This window comes from Mycobacterium sp. IS-1590, from assembly GCF_001500025.1.
In the GTDB taxonomy this organism is placed as follows: domain Bacteria; phylum Actinomycetota; class Actinomycetes; order Mycobacteriales; family Mycobacteriaceae; genus Mycobacterium.
On sequence record NZ_LQIW01000007.1, the window covers coordinates 76491 to 93536 of the forward strand.

Annotated in this window: 19 protein-coding genes; 6 read left to right on the forward strand and 13 right to left on the reverse strand. The window is 67.4% G+C overall.

The window, feature by feature from the left end; translation table 11 throughout:
* Positions 1-38: 38 nt before the first annotated feature.
* Together AU197_RS07390 and AU197_RS07395 are read left to right on the forward strand one after the other, a co-directional pair.
* Complete coding sequence (locus AU197_RS07390) at positions 39-1073, forward strand: Dyp-type peroxidase (RefSeq protein WP_064401880.1); 1035 nt, start codon at positions 39-41, stop codon at positions 1071-1073.
* Positions 1073-1870, forward strand: coding sequence for a family 1 encapsulin nanocompartment shell protein (locus AU197_RS07395; protein WP_064401881.1), 798 nt, complete (start codon positions 1073-1075; stop codon positions 1868-1870). Before AU197_RS07390 ends, AU197_RS07395 begins: the two co-directional genes overlap by 1 nt.
* 15 nt (positions 1871-1885) lie before the next feature.
* Here the strand turns inward: AU197_RS07395 and purQ are convergent, their stop codons facing one another.
* The 3 genes from purQ to AU197_RS07410 are packed head-to-tail and all read right to left on the reverse strand — an operon-like array spanning position 1886 to position 3509.
* Positions 1886-2560, reverse strand: coding sequence for a phosphoribosylformylglycinamidine synthase subunit PurQ (purQ, locus tag AU197_RS07400; protein WP_064401882.1), 675 nt, complete (start codon positions 2558-2560; stop codon positions 1886-1888).
* On the reverse strand, positions 2557-2796 hold the full coding sequence (purS, locus tag AU197_RS07405) for a phosphoribosylformylglycinamidine synthase subunit PurS (RefSeq protein ID WP_064401883.1): 240 nt from the start codon (positions 2794-2796) through the stop codon (positions 2557-2559). Before purS ends, purQ begins: the two co-directional genes overlap by 4 nt.
* A gap of 35 nt (positions 2797-2831) precedes the next feature.
* Complete coding sequence (locus tag AU197_RS07410) at positions 2832-3509, reverse strand: hypothetical protein (protein WP_064401884.1); 678 nt, start codon at positions 3507-3509, stop codon at positions 2832-2834.
* Between the two features lie 46 nt (positions 3510-3555).
* Between AU197_RS07410 and AU197_RS07415 the strand changes: the two genes are divergently transcribed.
* On the forward strand, positions 3556-4209 hold the full coding sequence (locus tag AU197_RS07415) for an MBL fold metallo-hydrolase (RefSeq protein WP_064401885.1): 654 nt from the start codon (positions 3556-3558) through the stop codon (positions 4207-4209).
* A gap of 1 nt (position 4210) precedes the next feature.
* On the opposite strand, the gene AU197_RS07420 is transcribed toward AU197_RS07415, so the two are convergent.
* From AU197_RS07420 to AU197_RS07435, 4 genes are all read right to left on the reverse strand, one after another.
* Positions 4211-5848, reverse strand: coding sequence for an FAD-binding dehydrogenase (locus AU197_RS07420; RefSeq protein WP_064401928.1), 1638 nt, complete (start codon positions 5846-5848; stop codon positions 4211-4213).
* A gap of 24 nt (positions 5849-5872) precedes the next feature.
* Positions 5873-6577: a DUF2334 domain-containing protein gene (locus AU197_RS07425; protein ID WP_064401886.1), complete on the reverse strand. Its 705-nt coding sequence runs from the start codon at positions 6575-6577 to the stop codon at positions 5873-5875.
* A gap of 69 nt (positions 6578-6646) precedes the next feature.
* Positions 6647-7144, reverse strand: a complete 498-nt coding sequence (locus AU197_RS07430; protein ID WP_064401887.1) for a glutathione peroxidase — start codon at positions 7142-7144, stop codon at positions 6647-6649.
* Positions 7145-7153: 9 nt separating this feature from the next.
* Positions 7154-7711, reverse strand: a complete 558-nt coding sequence (locus AU197_RS07435) for a TetR/AcrR family transcriptional regulator (protein ID WP_064401888.1) — start codon at positions 7709-7711, stop codon at positions 7154-7156.
* 82 nt (positions 7712-7793) lie between these two features.
* Here AU197_RS07435 and AU197_RS07440 point away from each other — a divergent pair, with 82 nt between their 5' ends.
* Positions 7794-8243 (forward strand): DoxX family protein, encoded by a 450-nt coding sequence (locus AU197_RS07440; protein ID WP_064401889.1) that lies wholly within the window; start codon positions 7794-7796, stop codon positions 8241-8243.
* Here AU197_RS07440 and AU197_RS07445 read toward each other — a convergent pair.
* The gene (locus tag AU197_RS07445) at positions 8202-10307 is read right to left on the reverse strand and encodes a S9 family peptidase (protein WP_064401929.1); all 2106 of its coding nucleotides are present in this window, start codon (positions 10305-10307) and stop codon (positions 8202-8204) included. The genes AU197_RS07440 and AU197_RS07445 overlap by 42 nt on opposite strands.
* A 29-nt stretch (positions 10308-10336) precedes the next feature.
* Positions 10337-11236, reverse strand: coding sequence for a phosphoribosylaminoimidazolesuccinocarboxamide synthase (locus tag AU197_RS07450; RefSeq protein WP_064401890.1), 900 nt, complete (start codon positions 11234-11236; stop codon positions 10337-10339).
* Between the two features lie 31 nt (positions 11237-11267).
* On the opposite strand from AU197_RS07450, the gene AU197_RS07455 reads away from it, so the two are divergent.
* On the forward strand, positions 11268-11885 hold the full coding sequence (locus AU197_RS07455) for a hypothetical protein (protein WP_064401891.1): 618 nt from the start codon (positions 11268-11270) through the stop codon (positions 11883-11885).
* A gap of 108 nt (positions 11886-11993) precedes the next feature.
* On the forward strand, positions 11994-12908 hold the full coding sequence (locus tag AU197_RS07460) for a PDDEXK-like endonuclease domain-containing protein (RefSeq protein ID WP_064401892.1): 915 nt from the start codon (positions 11994-11996) through the stop codon (positions 12906-12908).
* On the opposite strand, the gene AU197_RS07465 is transcribed toward AU197_RS07460, so the two are convergent.
* From AU197_RS07465 to purB, 4 genes are read right to left on the reverse strand one after another with little or no spacing between them, the layout of a single operon-like run.
* Positions 12855-13433, reverse strand: a complete 579-nt coding sequence (locus tag AU197_RS07465; protein WP_064401893.1) for a DUF1707 SHOCT-like domain-containing protein — start codon at positions 13431-13433, stop codon at positions 12855-12857. The two genes, AU197_RS07460 and AU197_RS07465, sit on opposite strands and share 54 nt — an antisense overlap.
* On the reverse strand, positions 13420-14382 hold the full coding sequence (locus AU197_RS07470; RefSeq protein WP_082696545.1) for a tellurite resistance/C4-dicarboxylate transporter family protein: 963 nt from the start codon (positions 14380-14382) through the stop codon (positions 13420-13422). The genes AU197_RS07465 and AU197_RS07470 overlap by 14 nt, the downstream gene beginning before the upstream one ends.
* A gap of 10 nt (positions 14383-14392) precedes the next feature.
* Complete coding sequence (locus tag AU197_RS07475) at positions 14393-15625, reverse strand: cytochrome P450 (RefSeq protein WP_064401894.1); 1233 nt, start codon at positions 15623-15625, stop codon at positions 14393-14395.
* Positions 15622-17040, reverse strand: a complete 1419-nt coding sequence (gene purB, locus AU197_RS07480; RefSeq protein WP_064401895.1) for an adenylosuccinate lyase — start codon at positions 17038-17040, stop codon at positions 15622-15624. The genes AU197_RS07475 and purB overlap by 4 nt, the downstream gene beginning before the upstream one ends.
* Positions 17041-17046 lie beyond the last annotated feature (6 nt).

Below are 17046 nucleotides of genomic sequence, written 5' to 3' on the forward strand. Positions count from 1 at the left end.
TACCGGTGAATCAAGATCATTGACGCTAGGGTCCAATTGTGCCCGAGATCCAGCCACAACCGGTGCTCGAACCGTTGACGCCTGCGGCCGTCTTCCTGGTGGCGACCATCGTCGACGGTGGGGAGGTGACCGTCCACGACGCGCTGCCCGATATCTCGGGGCTGGTGCGGGCCATCGGTTTCCGCGATCCGGCCAAGCGGCTGTCGGCGATCACATCGATCGGGTCCAACGCCTGGGACCGGCTGTTCACCGGCCCCCGACCGGCCGAACTGCACCCGTTCGCCGAGATCCGCGGCGACCGCCACCACGCCCCGGCCACCGACGGTGACGTGCTGTTCCACATCCGGGCAGAGTCGATGGACGTCTGCTTCGAGTTGGCCACCAAGCTGGTCGACGCCATGAAAGGCGCGATCACCATCGTCGACGAGACCCACGGCTTCAAGTTCTTCGACAACCGCGACCTGATGGGATTCGTCGACGGCACCGAGAACCCGGACGGTGCGCTCGCGCGGTCGGCCACCCAGATCGGTGACGAGGACCCCGATTTCACCGGCGGGTGTTATGTCCACGTGCAGAAGTACGTGCACGACATGACCGCGTGGAACTCCCTGTCGGTGGAGGAGCAGGAGCGGGTGATCGGGCGCACCAAACTCGACGACATCGAACTCGACGACGACGCCAAACCGGCCAATTCCCATGTCGCGCTCAACGTGATCACCGACGACGACGGAAACGAACTGAAGATCGTGCGGCACAACATGCCGTTCGGCGAGATCGGCAAGGGCGAGTTCGGTACCTACTACATCGGGTATTCGCGGACGCCTGCGGTCACCGAGCGGATGCTCGACAACATGTTCCTCGGCGATCCGCCCGGCAACACCGATCGCATCCTGGACTTCTCGACCGCGTTGACGGGCGGCCTGTTCTTCACCCCGACGCTCGACTTCCTCGACGATCCTCCCCCGCTGCCCGGTTCGGTCAGCACCGATCAGGACGAACCGGCGCCGCCCGTCGTGACCGCCGCCGAATACGAGGGCTCGCTGGCCATCGGCAGCCTGAAAGGAACACGCTGATGAACAATTTGTATCGCGATCTCGCCCCGATCACCGGAGCCGCCTGGGCCGAGATCGAACTCGAGGCCTCACGAACGTTCAAGCGTCACATCGCCGGTCGTCGTGTGGTGGACGTCAGCGAGCCCGGCGGCCCGGCCACCGCCGCGATCAGCACCGGCCACCTGCGTGATGTGACGCCTCCGGGCGACGGCGTGGTCGCGCACCTGCGGGAGGCCAAACCGCTGGTGCGGCTTCGCGTGCCGTTCACGGTGTCGCGCACCGCGATCGACGATGTCGAGCGCGGTTCGCAGGACTCGGACTGGGATCCGGTCAAGGACGCCGCGATGAAGTTGGCGTTCGCCGAGGACCGGGCGATCTTCGAGGGTTATGCGGCGGCCTCGATCGAAGGCATCCGGGCGTGCAGTTCGAACACCGCGCTCGCGCTGCCCGACGACGAGCGCGACATCCCCGACGTCATCTCCCAGGCGCTGTCCGAGTTGCGGCTCTCCGGTGTCGACGGCCCGTATTCGGTTCTGCTGTCGGCGGAGGTGTACACCAAGGTCAGTGAAACCACCCAGCACGGCTATCCGATCCGCGAGCACCTCACCCGGCTGGTCGACGGCGACATCATCTGGGCCCCGGCCATCGACGGCGCGTTCGTGTTGTCAACGCGCGGAGGCGATTTCGACCTGCAGCTGGGCACCGACGTGTCGATCGGATACCTGTCGCACGACGCGGACAGCGTGCAGTTGTATCTGGAGGAGACGCTGACGTTCCTGTGCTACACCGCCGAAGCCTCGGTAGCCCTGACCCCTTGACCTTCGGCAGGGTGCCTACGCGCTGAGGACACCGTCGAGTGCGCTGTAGAAAAGGCCGAGCCCGTCGTCGGACGGTCCGGTCAGCGCCTCGGTGGCGTGTTCGGGGTGTGGCATCAGACCGACGACGCGCCCGTTGGCCGAGCTGATGCCTGCGATGTTGCGCTGTGAGCCGTTGGGGTTGTCGCGGTAGCGGAACACCACGCGGCCTTCGCCTTCGAGTTCGTCGAGCACCTTGTCGCTGGCCACATACCGGCCCTCGCCGGACTTCAGCGGGATCAGCACGTCGGCGCCGGTCTCGTATCGCGACGTCCACGCCGAGGAGTTCGACGCCACCTCCAGCCAGATATCGCGGCACACGAAATGCAGTCCGACATTGCGGGTCAACGCGCCCGGCAGCAGGCCGGACTCGCACAGCACCTGAAACCCGTTGCAGATCCCCAGAACCGGCATGCCGCCCTCGGCGGCCCGGATGACCTCGCCCATCACGGGTGCGAACTTCGCGATCGCTCCGGCGCGCAGGTAGTCCCCGTAGGAGAAGCCGCCCGGCACCACCACGGCGTCGACGTTCTTCAGATCGGCGTCGGCATGCCACAGCGGTACCGCCTCGGCGCCTGCCAGCCGAACCGCGCGCGCCGCGTCGACGTCGTCGAGGGTGCCCGGGAATGTGATGACGCCCACATGAGCGGTCATGGTTGCTCCCTACTCACCGACCAATCCTCGATCACGGTGTTCGCCAACAGCGACTCCGCGATCTCGGCCAGGGTGTCGTCGTCGATGCTGTCATCGACCTCGAGCTCAAAACGCTTGCCCTGCCGAACATCTGAGACACCGTTGAAGCCCAGACGGCCCAATGCGCCGACGATCGCCTGCCCCTGCGGGTCGAGGATCTCGGCCTTGGGCATCACGTGCACCACCACCCTTGCCACGCGTCAACTGTACCGGCGGTTCCGTCGTGCGCGACTCACCGGCACGAACCGAGATACGCCTCGCACAGCGGGGCCGCCAGCGCGTCGAGAACCTGCGCGTCGGGCACCGCCGGCCAGGGCACCTGCAGCGGCAGCGTCGACCACAGCGCGAGTTCGACGACGCTGCCGCTGGTGGGGTGGGCCAACAGGTACTGACGCACCACCTTCTGCCCGGCGACGCTGATCACCGCGGCCAGCCGCTCGGGATCGGCCGTCGTGATCGACGGCGACACCAGCGGTGCGGTCAGCTGGCAGGTACGCAGTCGGGTCTGCGCCGAATCGAGCACCGAGCGGACGAGGGGTCCGTTGTAGGCCACATCACCGCGCCAGTGCAGCACCTGCGCCCGCAGTTGCCACTGACCAGCCGGATTGGTGACCTGCGCCTTGGCCGCGACGACGTAGTCGCGCGGGTCGCCCGGCAGCGGCGGGCCGGCGCAGAGCTCCTCGAACAGAAACCGCGGCGCCGGCGCGTTGACGGCCAGGCCCGCCAGCCCCGGCCAGCGGTACACCGGGAACAGGGGAAGCGCGTCGGACTGCGGCCATGCGACGTCGGGAATCGCGTCGCAGATCGGCGGGCACACGCCCGGTACCGCCCGGCCCGACGGCGCGGCCGCGGGGCCGGCGGTCAGCGCCAGGCCGAACGTCGCGAGGGCCACCGCAAGCACCAATCGCACGACTCAAGTACCCCCTGAAGACGGCCTGCGCCGCCACAATATAGGCATGCAATTGACCCATTTCGGACATTCATGCTTACTGGCCAATTTCAAGAGCGAATCCGGTGGACAAGCATCGATCTTGTTCGATCCGGGCGTCTTCTCGCACGGATTCGAGGGCATCACCGGTCTGTCGGCGATCCTGATCACCCACCAGCATCCCGATCACGCCGACACCGACCGGCTGCCCGCGCTGCTCGAGGCCAACCCCCAGGCCGCGCTGTACGCCGACCCGCAGACCGCCGCGCAGCTCGGCGACCGGTGGCGCGCGGTCAACGTCGGCGACGTCCTGACCATCGACCATTTGACCGTGCGCGGCGTCGGCGGCAAGCACGCGGTGATCCACCCGGAGATCCCGGTCATCGACAACATCTCCTACCTCGTCGATGACGGCACCCACCGCGCCCGGCTGATGCATCCCGGCGACGCCCTGTACGCGCCGGGCGAACCGGTCGACGTGCTCGCCACGCCCGCCGCGGCGCCGTGGATGAAGATCTCCGAGGCGGTGGACTACCTGCGCGCGGTGGCGCCGACGCACGCGGTGCCCATCCACCAGGGCATCATCGATCCGAGTGCCCGCGGGATCTTCTACGGCCGGCTCACCGAGATGACCGACACCGATTTCCAGGTGCTCGAACCCGAGGACGGCACCCAGTTCTGAGTCAGGCCGTGTCGCGCGCGGCCGCACGTCCCGCCGCACGTCCGGAGAACACACAGCCGCCGAGGAAGGTGCCCTCCAGCGACCGGTAGCCGTGCACACCGCCGCCGCCGAAACCCGCCGCCTCGCCCGCGGCGAACAGGCCGTCGAACACATCGCCGCCGGGTTTGAGCACGCGCGCATCGAGATCGGTTTCCAACCCGCCCAACGATTTTCGCGTCAGAATGTGCAGCTTCACCGCGATCAGCGGCCCGGCTTTGGGGTCGGTCAGGCGGTGCGGCGCCACGACGCGGCTGACCCGATCGCCGAGATAGTTGCGTGCGACCCGGATCGAGGCGATCTGCATGTCCTTGGTGAACTTGTTGGCGACCTCCCGGTCACGCGCGGTGACCTCGGCCTCGACCGTCGCGTAATCCAGCGGCAGCACGTCGGGCACGGCGTTCATCGCCGAGACCAGACCGCGCAACGAATCCGCGCTGACGAAATCGACGCCGCGGTCGACGAACGCCTGCACGGGCGCGGGCGCCCCGGGACGGACCCGGGACAACACGTCGCGGATGCTGCGACCGGTCAGGTCCGGGTTCTGCTCCTGACCCGACAGCGCGAACTCCTTGGCGATGATCCGGGCGTTGAGGATGAACCACGTGTAGTCCTGACCCGTCTGCGCGATGTGCTCCAGCGTGCCGAGCGTGTCGAAACCCGGGTACAGCGGTGACGGCAGGCGATTGCCGTTGGCGTCCAACCACAGTGACGAGGGCCCGGGCAGGATGCGGATGCCGTGCAGCGGCCAGATCGGGTCGTAGTTGGTGATGCCCTCGGTGTAGTGCCACATGCGGTCGCTGTTGATCACCCGTGCCCCCGCAGCCTCGGTGATGCCGATCATGCGCCCGTCGACGTGGGCGGGCACACCGGACAGCAGTTGTTCGGGTACGCGGCCCATCCGTTTGGGCCAGTTCTGCCGCACCAGGTCGTGGTTGCCGCCGATGCCGCCGCTGGCGACGATCACCGCTTGTGCGCGAAACTCAAACTCTCCGGCGGGCTCTCGCGACGTGGCGACACCTCGGGGCGCGTCCGACGGCTCGAGCACCGTTCCGCGCACGCCGACGACGGCGCCGTTCTCGACGATGAGCTCGTCCACCCGGTGCCGGTGCGCGTACCGGGCGCGTCCGGTCAGGCGGCGCGCGAAGATGTCGACGATCGCGGGGCCGGTGCCCCAGGTGATGTGGAATCGCGGTACCGAATTGCCGTGTCCGCGCGCGTCGTATCCGCCGCGCTCGGCCCACCCGACGAGGGGAAAGGTCTGTAGACCGCGCTCACGCAGCCAGCCGCGCTTCTCGCCGGCGGCGAAATCGACGTAGGCATACGCCCATTGGCGCGGCCAATGGTCCTCTGGCCGGTCGAATCCCGCCGAGCCGAGCCAGTCCTGGAGCGCCAACTCGTGGCTGTCGCGGATACCCAGCCGCCGTTGCTCCGGGCTGTCGACGAAGAACAGCCCGCCGAACGACCAGAATGCCTGAGCGCCGATGTTGTTGGCGTTCTCCTGGTCGACAATCAGTACGCGGCGCCCGCGGTCGACAAGCTCGCAGGCGGCCACCAGTCCCGCCAGCCCGGCTCCGACGACGATGACATCAGCATCAGCCATGACCGCCACGTTAGCGGGCTGGCGCTACGCGGCAGCGGTCATTACGGAGTCGGGACGCCATTTGTAGACATCCGGCTCGCAGCCGTGCATGAGCGCGAGGTCGACGGCGTCGAGCGCCGCGCGTCGCGTGCCCGGCCTGCGCAGGTGCCGGGCGGCGACCGCGACTCGCACGATTCCGCCCCGCCGGGCCGTCCGCTCGGCGGATAACACCAACGTGCGGCACCACCACGGTTCGCTGAGGAAACCTTCACCGATGCCGAGCACACGCGATCGCACGGCCGTTCCCCGGACCAGGTCGGTGATGTCGGTCAGCCCGGCGAGCACGCGAAAGCCCTTGCGAGGCAGCATCAACTCGGTGCCGCGCGATACCGCCCATCCCGGCGCCGCGAACAGCCGGGTGCGCAGACCCACGTGCTCCATCATGCGGTCGGCGGCCGTCAACCGCAGGCCGGCCTCGTGTGCGGGCAGTGCCGCGAATTCCCCGCGACGGTTCTTGGTGGCGGCGTCGTCGAAGCCGTGCAACACGATGGCGTCACCGGTGTGGTTGCGGGCGGCGAGCCATTCGACGGTGGCGGCGTCCTCCTCGAGCCGATAGCCGCCTCTGATCCTGGGCGCCACCAGAAACGAGACCGGCACACCACGCGCGTCGAGATGCGAACAGAAGTCCGCAACGTCGGGCATCGTGCGATCGGTGATGCCGGAGACGGAGACGATCAGCTGTCCAGCCACGCCGTCAGTGTGGCGGCGTCAGGTGTCGCAACGGTTTACAACACACTGACGGCAGGTGGCCATCGGCGGCTATCGCGGCAGCACGTCCTTGATGGCCGCGATCACCTCGGGAGCGTCGGGTTCGGTGCGCGGCCGGAACCGCCTGACGACCGTTCCACCTGGTGCGAGCAGGAACTTCTCGAAGTTCCACTGGATGTCGCCGGCCTCACCGCTGTCGTCGGGGGTCTTGGTCAACTCGGCGAACAGCGGGTGCCGGTCGGCGCCGTTGACGTCGGTCTTGGCCAGCAAGGGGAACGTCACGCCGTACGTCGTCGAGCAGAACTCCTGGATCTCCTCGGCCGTACCGGGCTCCTGGCCCATGAACTGGTTGCACGGCACGCCGATCACGGTGAGCCCGCGGTCGCCGTAGTCCTTGGCCAGCTGTTCGAGCGCGGTGTATTGCGGTGTCAGGCCGCATTTGGAGGCGACGTTGACAACCAGAGCGGCGCCGTCGGCCAGTTCGCCGAGCGTGGTGTCGCGGCCGTCGAGGGTGGTCACAGCGATGTCGGTCAGCGGGGTCTCGGTCATGCCCGCACGTTACCCGGTCTCGAACAGCATGCCCGCGACCCGGTGCACGGCCGCGATCGGATCACCGTCGGCGTCGATCGCCTTGTTGAGCCACAGCAGCGAAAAGCCGTGCACCAGTGACCAGGCCGCGAGCGCAGCGGCCTGAGGGTCCCGCGCGGCGCGAGGGTCGCCGAGGGTGCCGACACCGTGCCTCAGTTCATGGCCCGCCGCGTCCCGGGCCGCCTTCAACTCCTCGTCGTTCGGATCGACGAGCGAGCGGTCGAACATGACCGCGTAATGCCCGGGATGGTCGAGCGCGAAGCGCACGTACGCCAGTGCCGCGTCGATGAATTCCGGCGTCGCCTCGGCGAGCGCCGCGGCCAGCTTGCGCCACCCCTCCGTGGCCAGTGCGGTGAACAGTCCGCGCCGATCGGTGAAGTGGTGCGCGGGCGCGGCATGCGACACCCCCGCGACCCGCGCGAGCTCTCGCAACGAGACCCCGTCGGCGCCGCGCTCGGCGACCAGGGTCGCCGCCTCCGCGAGGATGACGGCCTTCAGATCGCCGTGGTGGTAGGACGCCCTGCTCATCCGGCCATCATAGCGGACATCTTGACACTGGCTAGATTCCTACCTACATTCGGAACTAGTCACTGTCAAGATTGGAGTAGCCATGGCCGTGCTCGTCACGCTGATACTCGGAACGCTCGGCGCACGCCTGGTCGGCTGGCTGGGCCTGGAATACGTGGACAGCTGGCCGGCTGCCGTCGCCGTCGGGCTGGCCGCGATGTTCGCGCTCACCGGGGTCGCGCATTTCGTGAACCCGCTGCGCCGCGACATGATCGCGATCGTCCCGCCGCGACTGCCCGCCCCGGCATTGTTGGTCACCGTCACCGGAGTGCTCGAACTTCTCGGCGCGGCAGGTCTGCTCTACCCGCCCACGCGGGCCGCCGCAGCGGTCGGGCTTTTCACGCTGATGCTCGCGATGTTCCCGGCCAACGTCTATGCGTCGCGCATGCCCGACCCGCCGAAGTCGATGACCACCCGGCTGGATCTGCGTGCCGCCGAGCAGATCCTGTTCCTAGGGGCGGCGCTCGTGATCGGCTTGGGCAGCGTCCAGTAGCCAGGCGTACTGGAAAGCGGTCTCCTTCCAGCGTTCATATCGACCGCTGATACCCCCGTGGCCGGCATTCATCTCCGTCTTCAGCAGCACGGGATGTCCGTCGGTCTTGGTGTGGCGCAGTGCGGCAACCCATTTCGCCGGCTCGACGTAGTACACGCGGGTGTCGTTGAGCGACGTCATGGCCAGTATGCGCGGGTAGTTTCTGGGCTCGACGTTCTCGTAGGGCGAGTAGGACTTCATGTATTCGTAGACGTCCTTGCTCTCCAACGGGTTTCCCCACTCGTCCCACTCGGTGACCGTGAGCGGCAACGACGGGTCGAGGATGGTGGTGAGCGGGTCGACGAACGGCACCACCGCGAGGACACCGGCGAACAACTGCGGAGCCATGTTGGTGACGGCGCCGACGAGCAGTCCGCCGGCGCTGCCTCCGTAGGCCACCAGATTTTCCGGGCGGGTGACATCGGTTTGCACGAGATGCATTGCGACGTCGATGAAGTCGGTGAAGCTGTTCTTCTTCTCGAGCATCTTGCCGTGCTCGTACCAGGGTCGGCCGAGCTCGCCGCCGCCCCGCACATGTGCGACCGCGAAGATCATCCCGCGGTCGAGCAGCGACAGTCGTGCGATGGAGAACCGCGGATCTTCGCAGGCCTCGTACGCACCGTAGCCGTACAGCAGCGTGGGCGCCGGATACTGCAGGCCGATCTTGTGCACGATCGAGATCGGTATCCGCACCCCGTCCTGCGCGATCGCCCAATCCCGGCGCTCGACATAGTCTTCGGGTCGGTAGTCGCCGAGCACCGGCTGCTCGCGTAGCAGCGTCCGTTCGCCGGTGGCCAGGTCGACGTCGTAGATGCGCACCGGTGTGGTGTAGGAGGTGGCGCCGATGCGCAGTTTGGGTGCGCTCCAGTTGGGGTTGGCGCTCAGCCCCGCCGACGTCAGCTCGGACTCGAAGGTGAAGTCCTCGGGACGGCCGTACTCACCGCTTGGGTGAAGGGGCCAGAGCTGGATCCTCGGCAGCGCCTCGCTGCGGTAGCTCACGACGAGGTGTCCGTCGAACGCGTCCACGGAGTCGAGGCGGACGTCGTCGCGATGTTCGATCAGGGTGCGCACGGCGGTGGGGTCGCCGACGGGCGCCTCGACCAGGGTGAAGTTTTCGGCACCGTCGTTGTGCAGGATGAGAAATCGGTCCTCACCGCCCACGACGGCGTGCTCGACGGAGTACTCGACGAGGTCGCGGCGCGGCCACACGACCGTGAATTCGGCTTCCGGATCGGTCGCGTCGGCGTAGCGCACTTCGGAGGTGACGGCGCTGCCCGCGGCGATGATGACGTATTTGTCGCTGCGGGTGCGTCCGACGCCGAGCCAGTACCGTTCGTCGGGCTCGTGGTAGACCTTCTGCGCGGGCAGGCCCGAGCCGAGGCGGTGCCGCCAGATGGTGTCGGGACGCCACGCCTCGTCGAGGGTGGAGTAGTAGAGGGTTCGGTTGTCGGCGGCCCACGTCGCGCCGGGGCCGATACCGGCGATGGTGTCCTCGTACAGCTCGCCGGTCGTCAAGTTCTTGAACCGCAGCGTGTACCGTTCGTCGCCCTTGAGGTCGACCGAATAGGCGAGGATGTTTCCGTCCAGGCTGACCGAGGCGGCGCCCAGCGAGAAGAACTCGTGACCTTCGGCCTCGACGTTCTCGTCGAGCAGTACCTGCTCGCCGGGGATCTCGGTGTTCTCGTCGAGCACCGGGGGCGTCCAGTCGTCGGGATCGGCGACGGGACAACGGCAGTGCACGCTGTACTGCTTTCCCTCGAAGCTGCGACCGTAGTACCACCATGCGTCGCGCCGGGTCGGCACGGACAGGTCGGTTTCCTTGGTGCGGGCTTTGATCTCGTCGAAGATGGCCTGCCGCAAGGGCGCAAGGTGCTCGGTGACATGCTCGGTGTAGGCGTTCTCCGCCTCGAGATGCGCGATCACCTCGGGATTGTTCTTGTCGCGCAGCCACTCGTAGGGATCACAGAAGACGTCGCCGTGATGTTCGCGCCTGGTGTCGACGCGCTTGGCCACCGGCGGCTTCATCATCTGTTGATTCGCTCCGCAAACGTCGCTCATGCACCGATCCAGTCGTCGAACTTGCGCCCCGAAATGCGTTCGTAGGCCTCGATGTAGCGCGCGCGGGTGGATTCGACGACATCCGGTGGTAACGGCGGTGGAGGTGTGTCACCGGTGCGGTCCCAGCCGGACTCCTCAGAGGTGAGCCAGTTGCGGACGAACTGCTTGTCGAAGCTGTTCTGCACAACGCCTTCTTTCCAGTCGTCGGCGCGCCAGTACCTGCTCGAATCGGGGGTGAACACCTCGTCGGCCAGCCGCAATTCACCGTCCGCGTCGACGCCGAACTCGAACTTGGTGTCGGCGACGATGATTCCCGTGGTCAGCGCATGCTCGGCGCCGCGGCGGTAGGTCTCCAATGTCCGATCACGCAGTTGTTCGGCCCGCTGCGCACCGATCAGCTCGACCACATCGTAGAACGAGATGTTCTCATCATGTTGTCCCAGTTCGGCTTTGGTCGCCGGGGTGAACAGCGGCTCGTCGAACTTGCTGGCCTCGACCAGCCCGCCGGGAAGCGGAATACCGCATACGGCGCCCGTCTTCTGGTAGTCGATGAGCCCCGAACCGGTGAGGTAGCCGCGGGCCACCGCCTCCACCGGCAACATCTCGAGTTCCTGCACCACCAGCGCGCGCCCGAGCACGTCGGCGGGGATGCGCTTGTCATCGGGTGGACCGGCGAGGTGGTTGGGCGTGCCCGCGGTCCGATGCAACAGGTCGAAGAAGTACACGCTCATCGCCGTCAGGATGCGGCCCTTGTCGGGGATCAACGAGTCGAGGACGTAGTCGTAGGCCGAGATGCGGTCGCTGGCCACGAAGAGCAGCGTCTCGTCGTCCACGCGATACAGTTCGCGAACCTTGCCGCTGGCCAGATGTTGGTAGTCGGACAGAGCGGGGCGCATCGGGCCAGCCTATCGGGCAGCATCTACAGCCATGACTTCGCGGTTTATCCCCTACGCCACCACACCGTCGCGGATCTTGGCACAGCTCGTCAGCGACTTCGTCGTGGTCGCCTGGTCCACGGTGTGGGTGTTGGTCGGCATGGCTGTGCACTCGGCGGTCTCCACCATCGCCGCGGTGGGCCGCCAGGTCGAGACCGGCGCCAACGGCGTCGCCGACAACCTCGACGCGGCGGGCGAGCGCACCGACGACTTCCCGCTCGTCGGCGACGCCCTCAGCAAGCCGTTGCGGGCCGCGAGTGAGGCCGCGCTCGACATCGCCGGCGCCGGTCACAGCCTCGACACCACGGCCTCGTGGTTGGCGTGGGTGCTGGCACTGGCGGTGGCCGCGCCGCCGATCCTGTTCGTCGCCATGCCCTGGCTGTACCTTCGGCTGCGGTTCTTCCGCCGCAAGTGGACCGCGATCACGCTGGCCCGCACCCCCGCGGGCGAGCAGCTGTTGGCGCTGAGAGCGCTGGCCAACCGTCCGCTGGCCAAGCTGGTGGCCGTGCACGCCGACCCCGTCGAGGCGTGGCGCATGCACGACGCCGACGCGATCCGCGGCCTGGCCACGCTGGAGTTGCGCTCCTCAGGCGTCGCCCGCCACCTCTAGCGGCTCCGCCGCCGCGATTTGTGAGTGATTCCGATCGCTCACCGAACGTTTTCACTCACAAATCGCATGACGGGGAGCCGATCGGGCCCTCGCAACCGTCCTATTGCAGTGCTCGATGATCTGTTACGCGATCACGATGGCGTCATCACCCTCGCGCAGGCCCGCGAGATCGGCCTGAGCGACCAGTCTGTCCGCAGACGCGCGCAGTCGGGACGGTGGCGTCGCTGCGGGCCCGGCGTCTATTTCGCCGCCGACCGACCATTCAGCGATGCCGCCCGAATCCGAGCTGCGGTATGGGGCTACGGCGATCGCTCCTGCGCCAGCGGTCTCGCCGCGGCGTGGTGGCACGGGGCGTCGAAATATGCGCCGGAGGTCGTCGACGTGACGGTGCCCAAGTCGAGCAACGGCCGACGGCACCCCGGCACGCGGTTGCGGCGGCGCGACCTGTCGCCCCGCGACGTCGTCGAGCGGGCCGGGCTGCGGGTGACGGCGATGCCGCTGACCGTGCTCGAAGCCGCGGTTCGCCGCGGCGGTGGGCCGAAACTGATGGATGCCGCCCTGCAGCGTCATGTCGAACTCGCCCAACTGTGGCGGGCGCATCTACGCAACAAGGGCAGACACGGTTCCCCCGCCGCACGGCGACAACTCCGCGCGGCCGAGGACGGTGCGCGTTCCGAAGCCGAGCGAGTCCTCGTGAAACTTCTGCGCGACGCCGGATTCGCCGGATGGCGGACGAACTATCCCGTCGGTGGCTACACGGTCGACGTCGCATTCACCCGAGCGGAGGTGGCGATCGAGGTCGACGGCTGGGCGTTTCACACCGACAGCGAGGTTTTTCAGACCGACCGCAACCGGCAGAACACGATCGCGCTGCTGGGCTGGAAGGTGTTGCGGTTCACCTGGCTTGATCTGACGATGCATCCACAACGGGTGATCAGGGAGATCTCCTCCGCGACGGGCCAGACGCCGTCAACCCAGCATGCGACGCAAGGCGTGACCGAACGGATAGCGCGCGGTCACTGACCCGAACCGCACCCGGCCGCGCGCCACGAGATGCAGCCTCTGCGACGGCGGACCGTAAGGCACCTTGAGGGTGGTGCTGCCTGCAAACGTCTCGACACCGTTGAGGTCTGCGGTGGCACCGTCGGGCAGGATCAGTTCCGTTGAGCTGAAGTAGTCGTCGATCTCCAGGATGACGGTCGGGTTCTGCAACCGCGCGGCGGTGAAATCGAGGGTGGTATCGCACAAGCGGGTGTTGAGGTCGATACGCGCAGGCACCGTCCACGGTCCCCGTCGCGAGATCGACGACATCCGGCCCCGCAGCTGCTCTTCGCCTCCGGACGCAACCGACTGCAGCACATCCGTCGAGGGCAGATCGGCGATCACCCGGCGCAGCTCACCGCGGGTCCGCGCGGCGAGCACGGTGTCGATCCGCTCGCTGAACTCGTCGAGAGTGAGCATGCCTTGGCCCACCGCCCGTTCGAGCACGTGCCTCACACGGTCGCGGTCGACGTCGGAAACCCGCACGTTCGCGTCATCGATGTCCATGCCCCGAGGGTAGGTGGCCCGACCGCGCGCTCACTCGCAGCACTCCCGCGACCGCGACGGCGATCCATGCGGCAAACGCGATCCAGAAGAAGACCAGCGAAATCGTCGGTAGGCCATGCCATCCGGTCTCCACCGCCATGGCGTGGCCGGCCGCCGAGTACATGCCGAGCGGAAAGACCATCGCCCACCACACGCCGGCGAATCGCCGCGCGCCCGGACGTCCGACGTGCCGCACGGCGAAGTAGACGAGCGGCACGATCCACGCCGTCGCAAGACACCACGTCGCGACAGTCACATCGCGGACGGCGTCGATGCCGGCGCGATGGATGTGGTCCCCCGCCAACGTCGCGATCGCGAGGGCGCCCATCAGTATCCACGCGTCGGGCTCGAACCCGCCGGGATCCAGCCGCGCAGCGAATGCGCGCGCCAGAATCAGCGTCGTCATGACCCCGTATATCGCGATCGCGGCGACCCATATCGCGATAGCGGCCAGCAGCAGGGCGTGCCAACCCGTGTCGCGTGCGAGGGCGACCGCGACGATCGCCAGACCGGACGTGCCGACGCTGCACAGTTCCCACGCGCCACGCGCCCGGTCCTGCAGTTCCTTCCAGGACCGACGAGCGAAGTTGCGTGCTGTCAAGACAGCCAAGACCGACCACACCAACGCCGCCGGCACGGCCAGCACCCACACGATCGCCGAATTCGCCATCAACCTGCTGTCGAGCACCGCACACGCCGCGACGAACGTGAACAAGCCGATCGTCACATCGGGATCCGACCAATCGGGCGGTCGCCTGAACCACGAAACCACTGCCACAACAACAAGACCCAGCATCCCCAGGACGGCCAGCACGGCCAGCGCGCCACTGATGTAGGTCAGGCCGTGGTCGACCGCGGCGATCGAGACGATCCCGGTCGCCATCACGAACGCGAACGCGTCGGGCCTCACCGCTCACCGCTCACCGCAGCTCGACCACGAGATGCCGCATACCGGTGTGCCGGTTGCTGCGCGTCCACTCGACGGGTTTGACCAGCCGGGCTTCGGAGAAGCGGGCCAGCAACTCCTCGAACAGCACACGCAGCTCCAGCCGCGCCAGGTTCGCCCCCAGGCAGTAGTGCACCCCCTGGCCGAAGCCCAAGTGCGGGTTGGGCTTACGGGCGATGTCGAACATGTCGGGGTCGGTGAACACCGCATCGTCGCGGTTGGCCGAACCCTCCCAGATCTGCACCTTCTGACCGGCCCTGATCTCGCATCCTCCCAATGACACGTCGCGAGTTGCGGTGCGCCGCTTGGACGGTGACGGCGACGACCAGCGCACCATCTCCTCGACGGCCGGACCCAGCAGCGCGAGATCACCGCGCAGGGCGGCAAGCGAATCCGGGTTCTCGATCAGCGCCAGAAGGCCACCCGCCACCGCATTGCGCGTCGTCTCGGCGCCCGCGCTGAACAGGAGGCTGAAGAACAGGTAGAGCTCCATTTCCGAAAGGAGGGCCGGAGCGAGCTCACCGTCGTCCATCGATGCGTTCGCGACCACCGACAACATGTCGTCGGTCGGCGAGGCACGCTTGGCGGCTATCAACTCCTGCCCGTAGGTGTACATCCGCGAACCGGCCTCTTCGGCGGTCAACTGCCCGACCGACGCCTTTCGCGAGCCGCCGAAATCGAACTGCGGCTCGATGGCCTGGAACAACCAATGTCGTTCGGACTCCGGAACTCCCAGCAGGATGCAGATCATCTGCATCGGCAGCTCGGCCGCCACGTCGACCAGGAAATCGAAGGGCGCCCCGGGTTCGACCGCATCCAGTAACCGCCGCGCTCGCGCGCGAAGATCGTCTTCGACCCTGCGGATCATCCGCGGTGTCAGGCCCGAGCTGACCAGCCTTCGGATCTGCGAATGCCGCGGATCGTCCATCATGTTGAGCACCTGACCGGCGACCGCCAGATCTTGCAGCAGCGTGCCGCCGTAGGGCCGGGAACCACCTGTCACCGACGAGAACGTCTGCGGATCACGAAACACCGCAACCGTTTCGGCGTAGGTGGCCACCGACCAGAACCCCTCGCCGTCGGGGGTGTGCTCGGTCGGCTCGTGCCAGTACACCGGTGCTTCGCGCCGATGCATCGCGAACAGCTCGTGGGGAAATCCGTTCGCGAAGTTGTCCAGATCGGTGAAGTCGATCCCGGCCAGTGTCACAAGATGGCACCCGAAGTGTATTTGGCCGCTTCGGGATAGCGGCTCACCAACTCGTCGACCGCCGCCACGACGCGGTCCACCTGGTCGCCTGCCGCACCCGTGAACGCCTGCTTGTCGGCCAGCGCCGCATCCAGCGCCGGCCGGTCCAGCGGCAGCCGAGTATCGGCCGCCAACCGGTCCAGCAGATCGGGCTCCTGACCCTTCTCCCGCATCGCCAACGCCACCGCGACGGCGTGCTCCTTGATCACCTCGTGCGCGGTTTCGCGGCCCACCCCGGCCCGGACGGCGGCGATGAGGATCCGCGTCGTGGCCAGGAACGGCAGATAGCGGTCCAACTCACGCTGGATCACCGCGGGATAGGCGCCGAACTCGTCGAGCACCGTCAGGAACGTCTCGATCTGGCCGTCGACGGCGAAGAACGCATCCGGCAGCGCCACGCGACGCACCACCGAGCAGAACACGTCGCCCTCATTCCATTGCGCGCCAGCGAGTTCGGCCGCCATGGAGCCGTAACCGCGCAGCACCACCTGCAGCCCGTTGACCCGTTCGCACGAACGCGTGTTCATCTTGTGCGGCATCGCCGACGACCCGACCTGTCCGGGCGCGAAACCCTCGGTGACCAGTTCGTGGCCGGCCATCAGCCGGATGGTGTGCGCCAGCGACGAGGGTCCCGCGCCGACCTGCACCAGCGCGGAGACGACGTCGTGGTCCAGCGAGCGCGGGTACACCTGGCCCACGCTGGTGAAAATCTCGGTGAAACCCAGGAATTCGGCGACCCGCCGCTCGAGCTCGGCCAGCCGAGAGGCGTCACCGTCGAACAGGTCGAGCATGTCCTGGGCGGTGCCCATCGGGCCCTTGACGCCGCGCAGCGGGTAGCGGTCGATCAGCGAGCGCAGCCGCTGCAACGCGATCAGCAGCTCCTCGGCCGCCGAGGCGAACCGCTTGCCCAGCGTAGTGGCCTGCGCGGCGACGTTGTGGCTGCGGCCGGCCATCACCAAGTCGCGGTACAACACGGCGCGTTCGGCCAGCCGGGCCACCACCGCCACACCGTGTGAGTGCACCAGTTCGAGTGAGCGTCGGATCTGCAGCTGCTCGACGTTCTCGGTCAGGTCGCGGCTCGTCATGCCCTTGTGCACGTGTTCATGGCCCGCCAGCGCGTTGAATTCCTCGATGCGCGCCTTCACGTCGTGGCGCAGCACGCGTTCGCGAGCGGCGATCGATGCGAGGTCGACCTGTTCGAGCACCCGCTCGTAGTCGTCGACCACGCCGGAGGGCACATCGACGCCCAATTCCGCCTGCGCGCGCAGCACCGCCAACCACAGCCGGCGCTCCGCGACGACCTTGGCTTCCGGTGACCAGATCGCCGCCATGTCCTCGCTGGCGTAGCGATTGGCCAGCACGTTGGGGATCGTCACAAACAC

What these genes read in the sequence shown, in the direction of transcription:
- AU197_RS07420 (WP_064401928.1), bottom strand. Translation starts at nt 5,848, where the DNA reads ATGGCTGATGCTGATGTCATCGTCGTCGGAGCCGGGCTGGCGGGACTG.
- AU197_RS07465 (WP_064401893.1), bottom strand. Translation starts at nt 13,433, where the DNA reads ATGGACATCGATGACGCGAACGTGCGGGTTTCCGACGTCGACCGCGAC.
- AU197_RS07415 (WP_064401885.1), top strand. Translation starts at nt 3,556, where the DNA reads ATGCAATTGACCCATTTCGGACATTCATGCTTACTGGCCAATTTCAAG.
- AU197_RS07440 (WP_064401889.1), top strand. Translation starts at nt 7,794, where the DNA reads ATGGCCGTGCTCGTCACGCTGATACTCGGAACGCTCGGCGCACGCCTG.
- AU197_RS07455 (WP_064401891.1), top strand. Translation starts at nt 11,268, where the DNA reads ATGACTTCGCGGTTTATCCCCTACGCCACCACACCGTCGCGGATCTTG.
- AU197_RS07430 (WP_064401887.1), bottom strand. Translation starts at nt 7,144, where the DNA reads ATGACCGAGACCCCGCTGACCGACATCGCTGTGACCACCCTCGACGGC.
- AU197_RS07395 (WP_064401881.1), top strand. Translation starts at nt 1,073, where the DNA reads ATGAACAATTTGTATCGCGATCTCGCCCCGATCACCGGAGCCGCCTGG.
- purQ (WP_064401882.1), bottom strand. Translation starts at nt 2,560, where the DNA reads ATGACCGCTCATGTGGGCGTCATCACATTCCCGGGCACCCTCGACGAC.
- AU197_RS07445 (WP_064401929.1), bottom strand. Translation starts at nt 10,307, where the DNA reads ATGAAGCCGCCGGTGGCCAAGCGCGTCGACACCAGGCGCGAACATCAC.
- AU197_RS07450 (WP_064401890.1), bottom strand. Translation starts at nt 11,236, where the DNA reads ATGCGCCCCGCTCTGTCCGACTACCAACATCTGGCCAGCGGCAAGGTT.
- AU197_RS07435 (WP_064401888.1), bottom strand. Translation starts at nt 7,711, where the DNA reads ATGAGCAGGGCGTCCTACCACCACGGCGATCTGAAGGCCGTCATCCTC.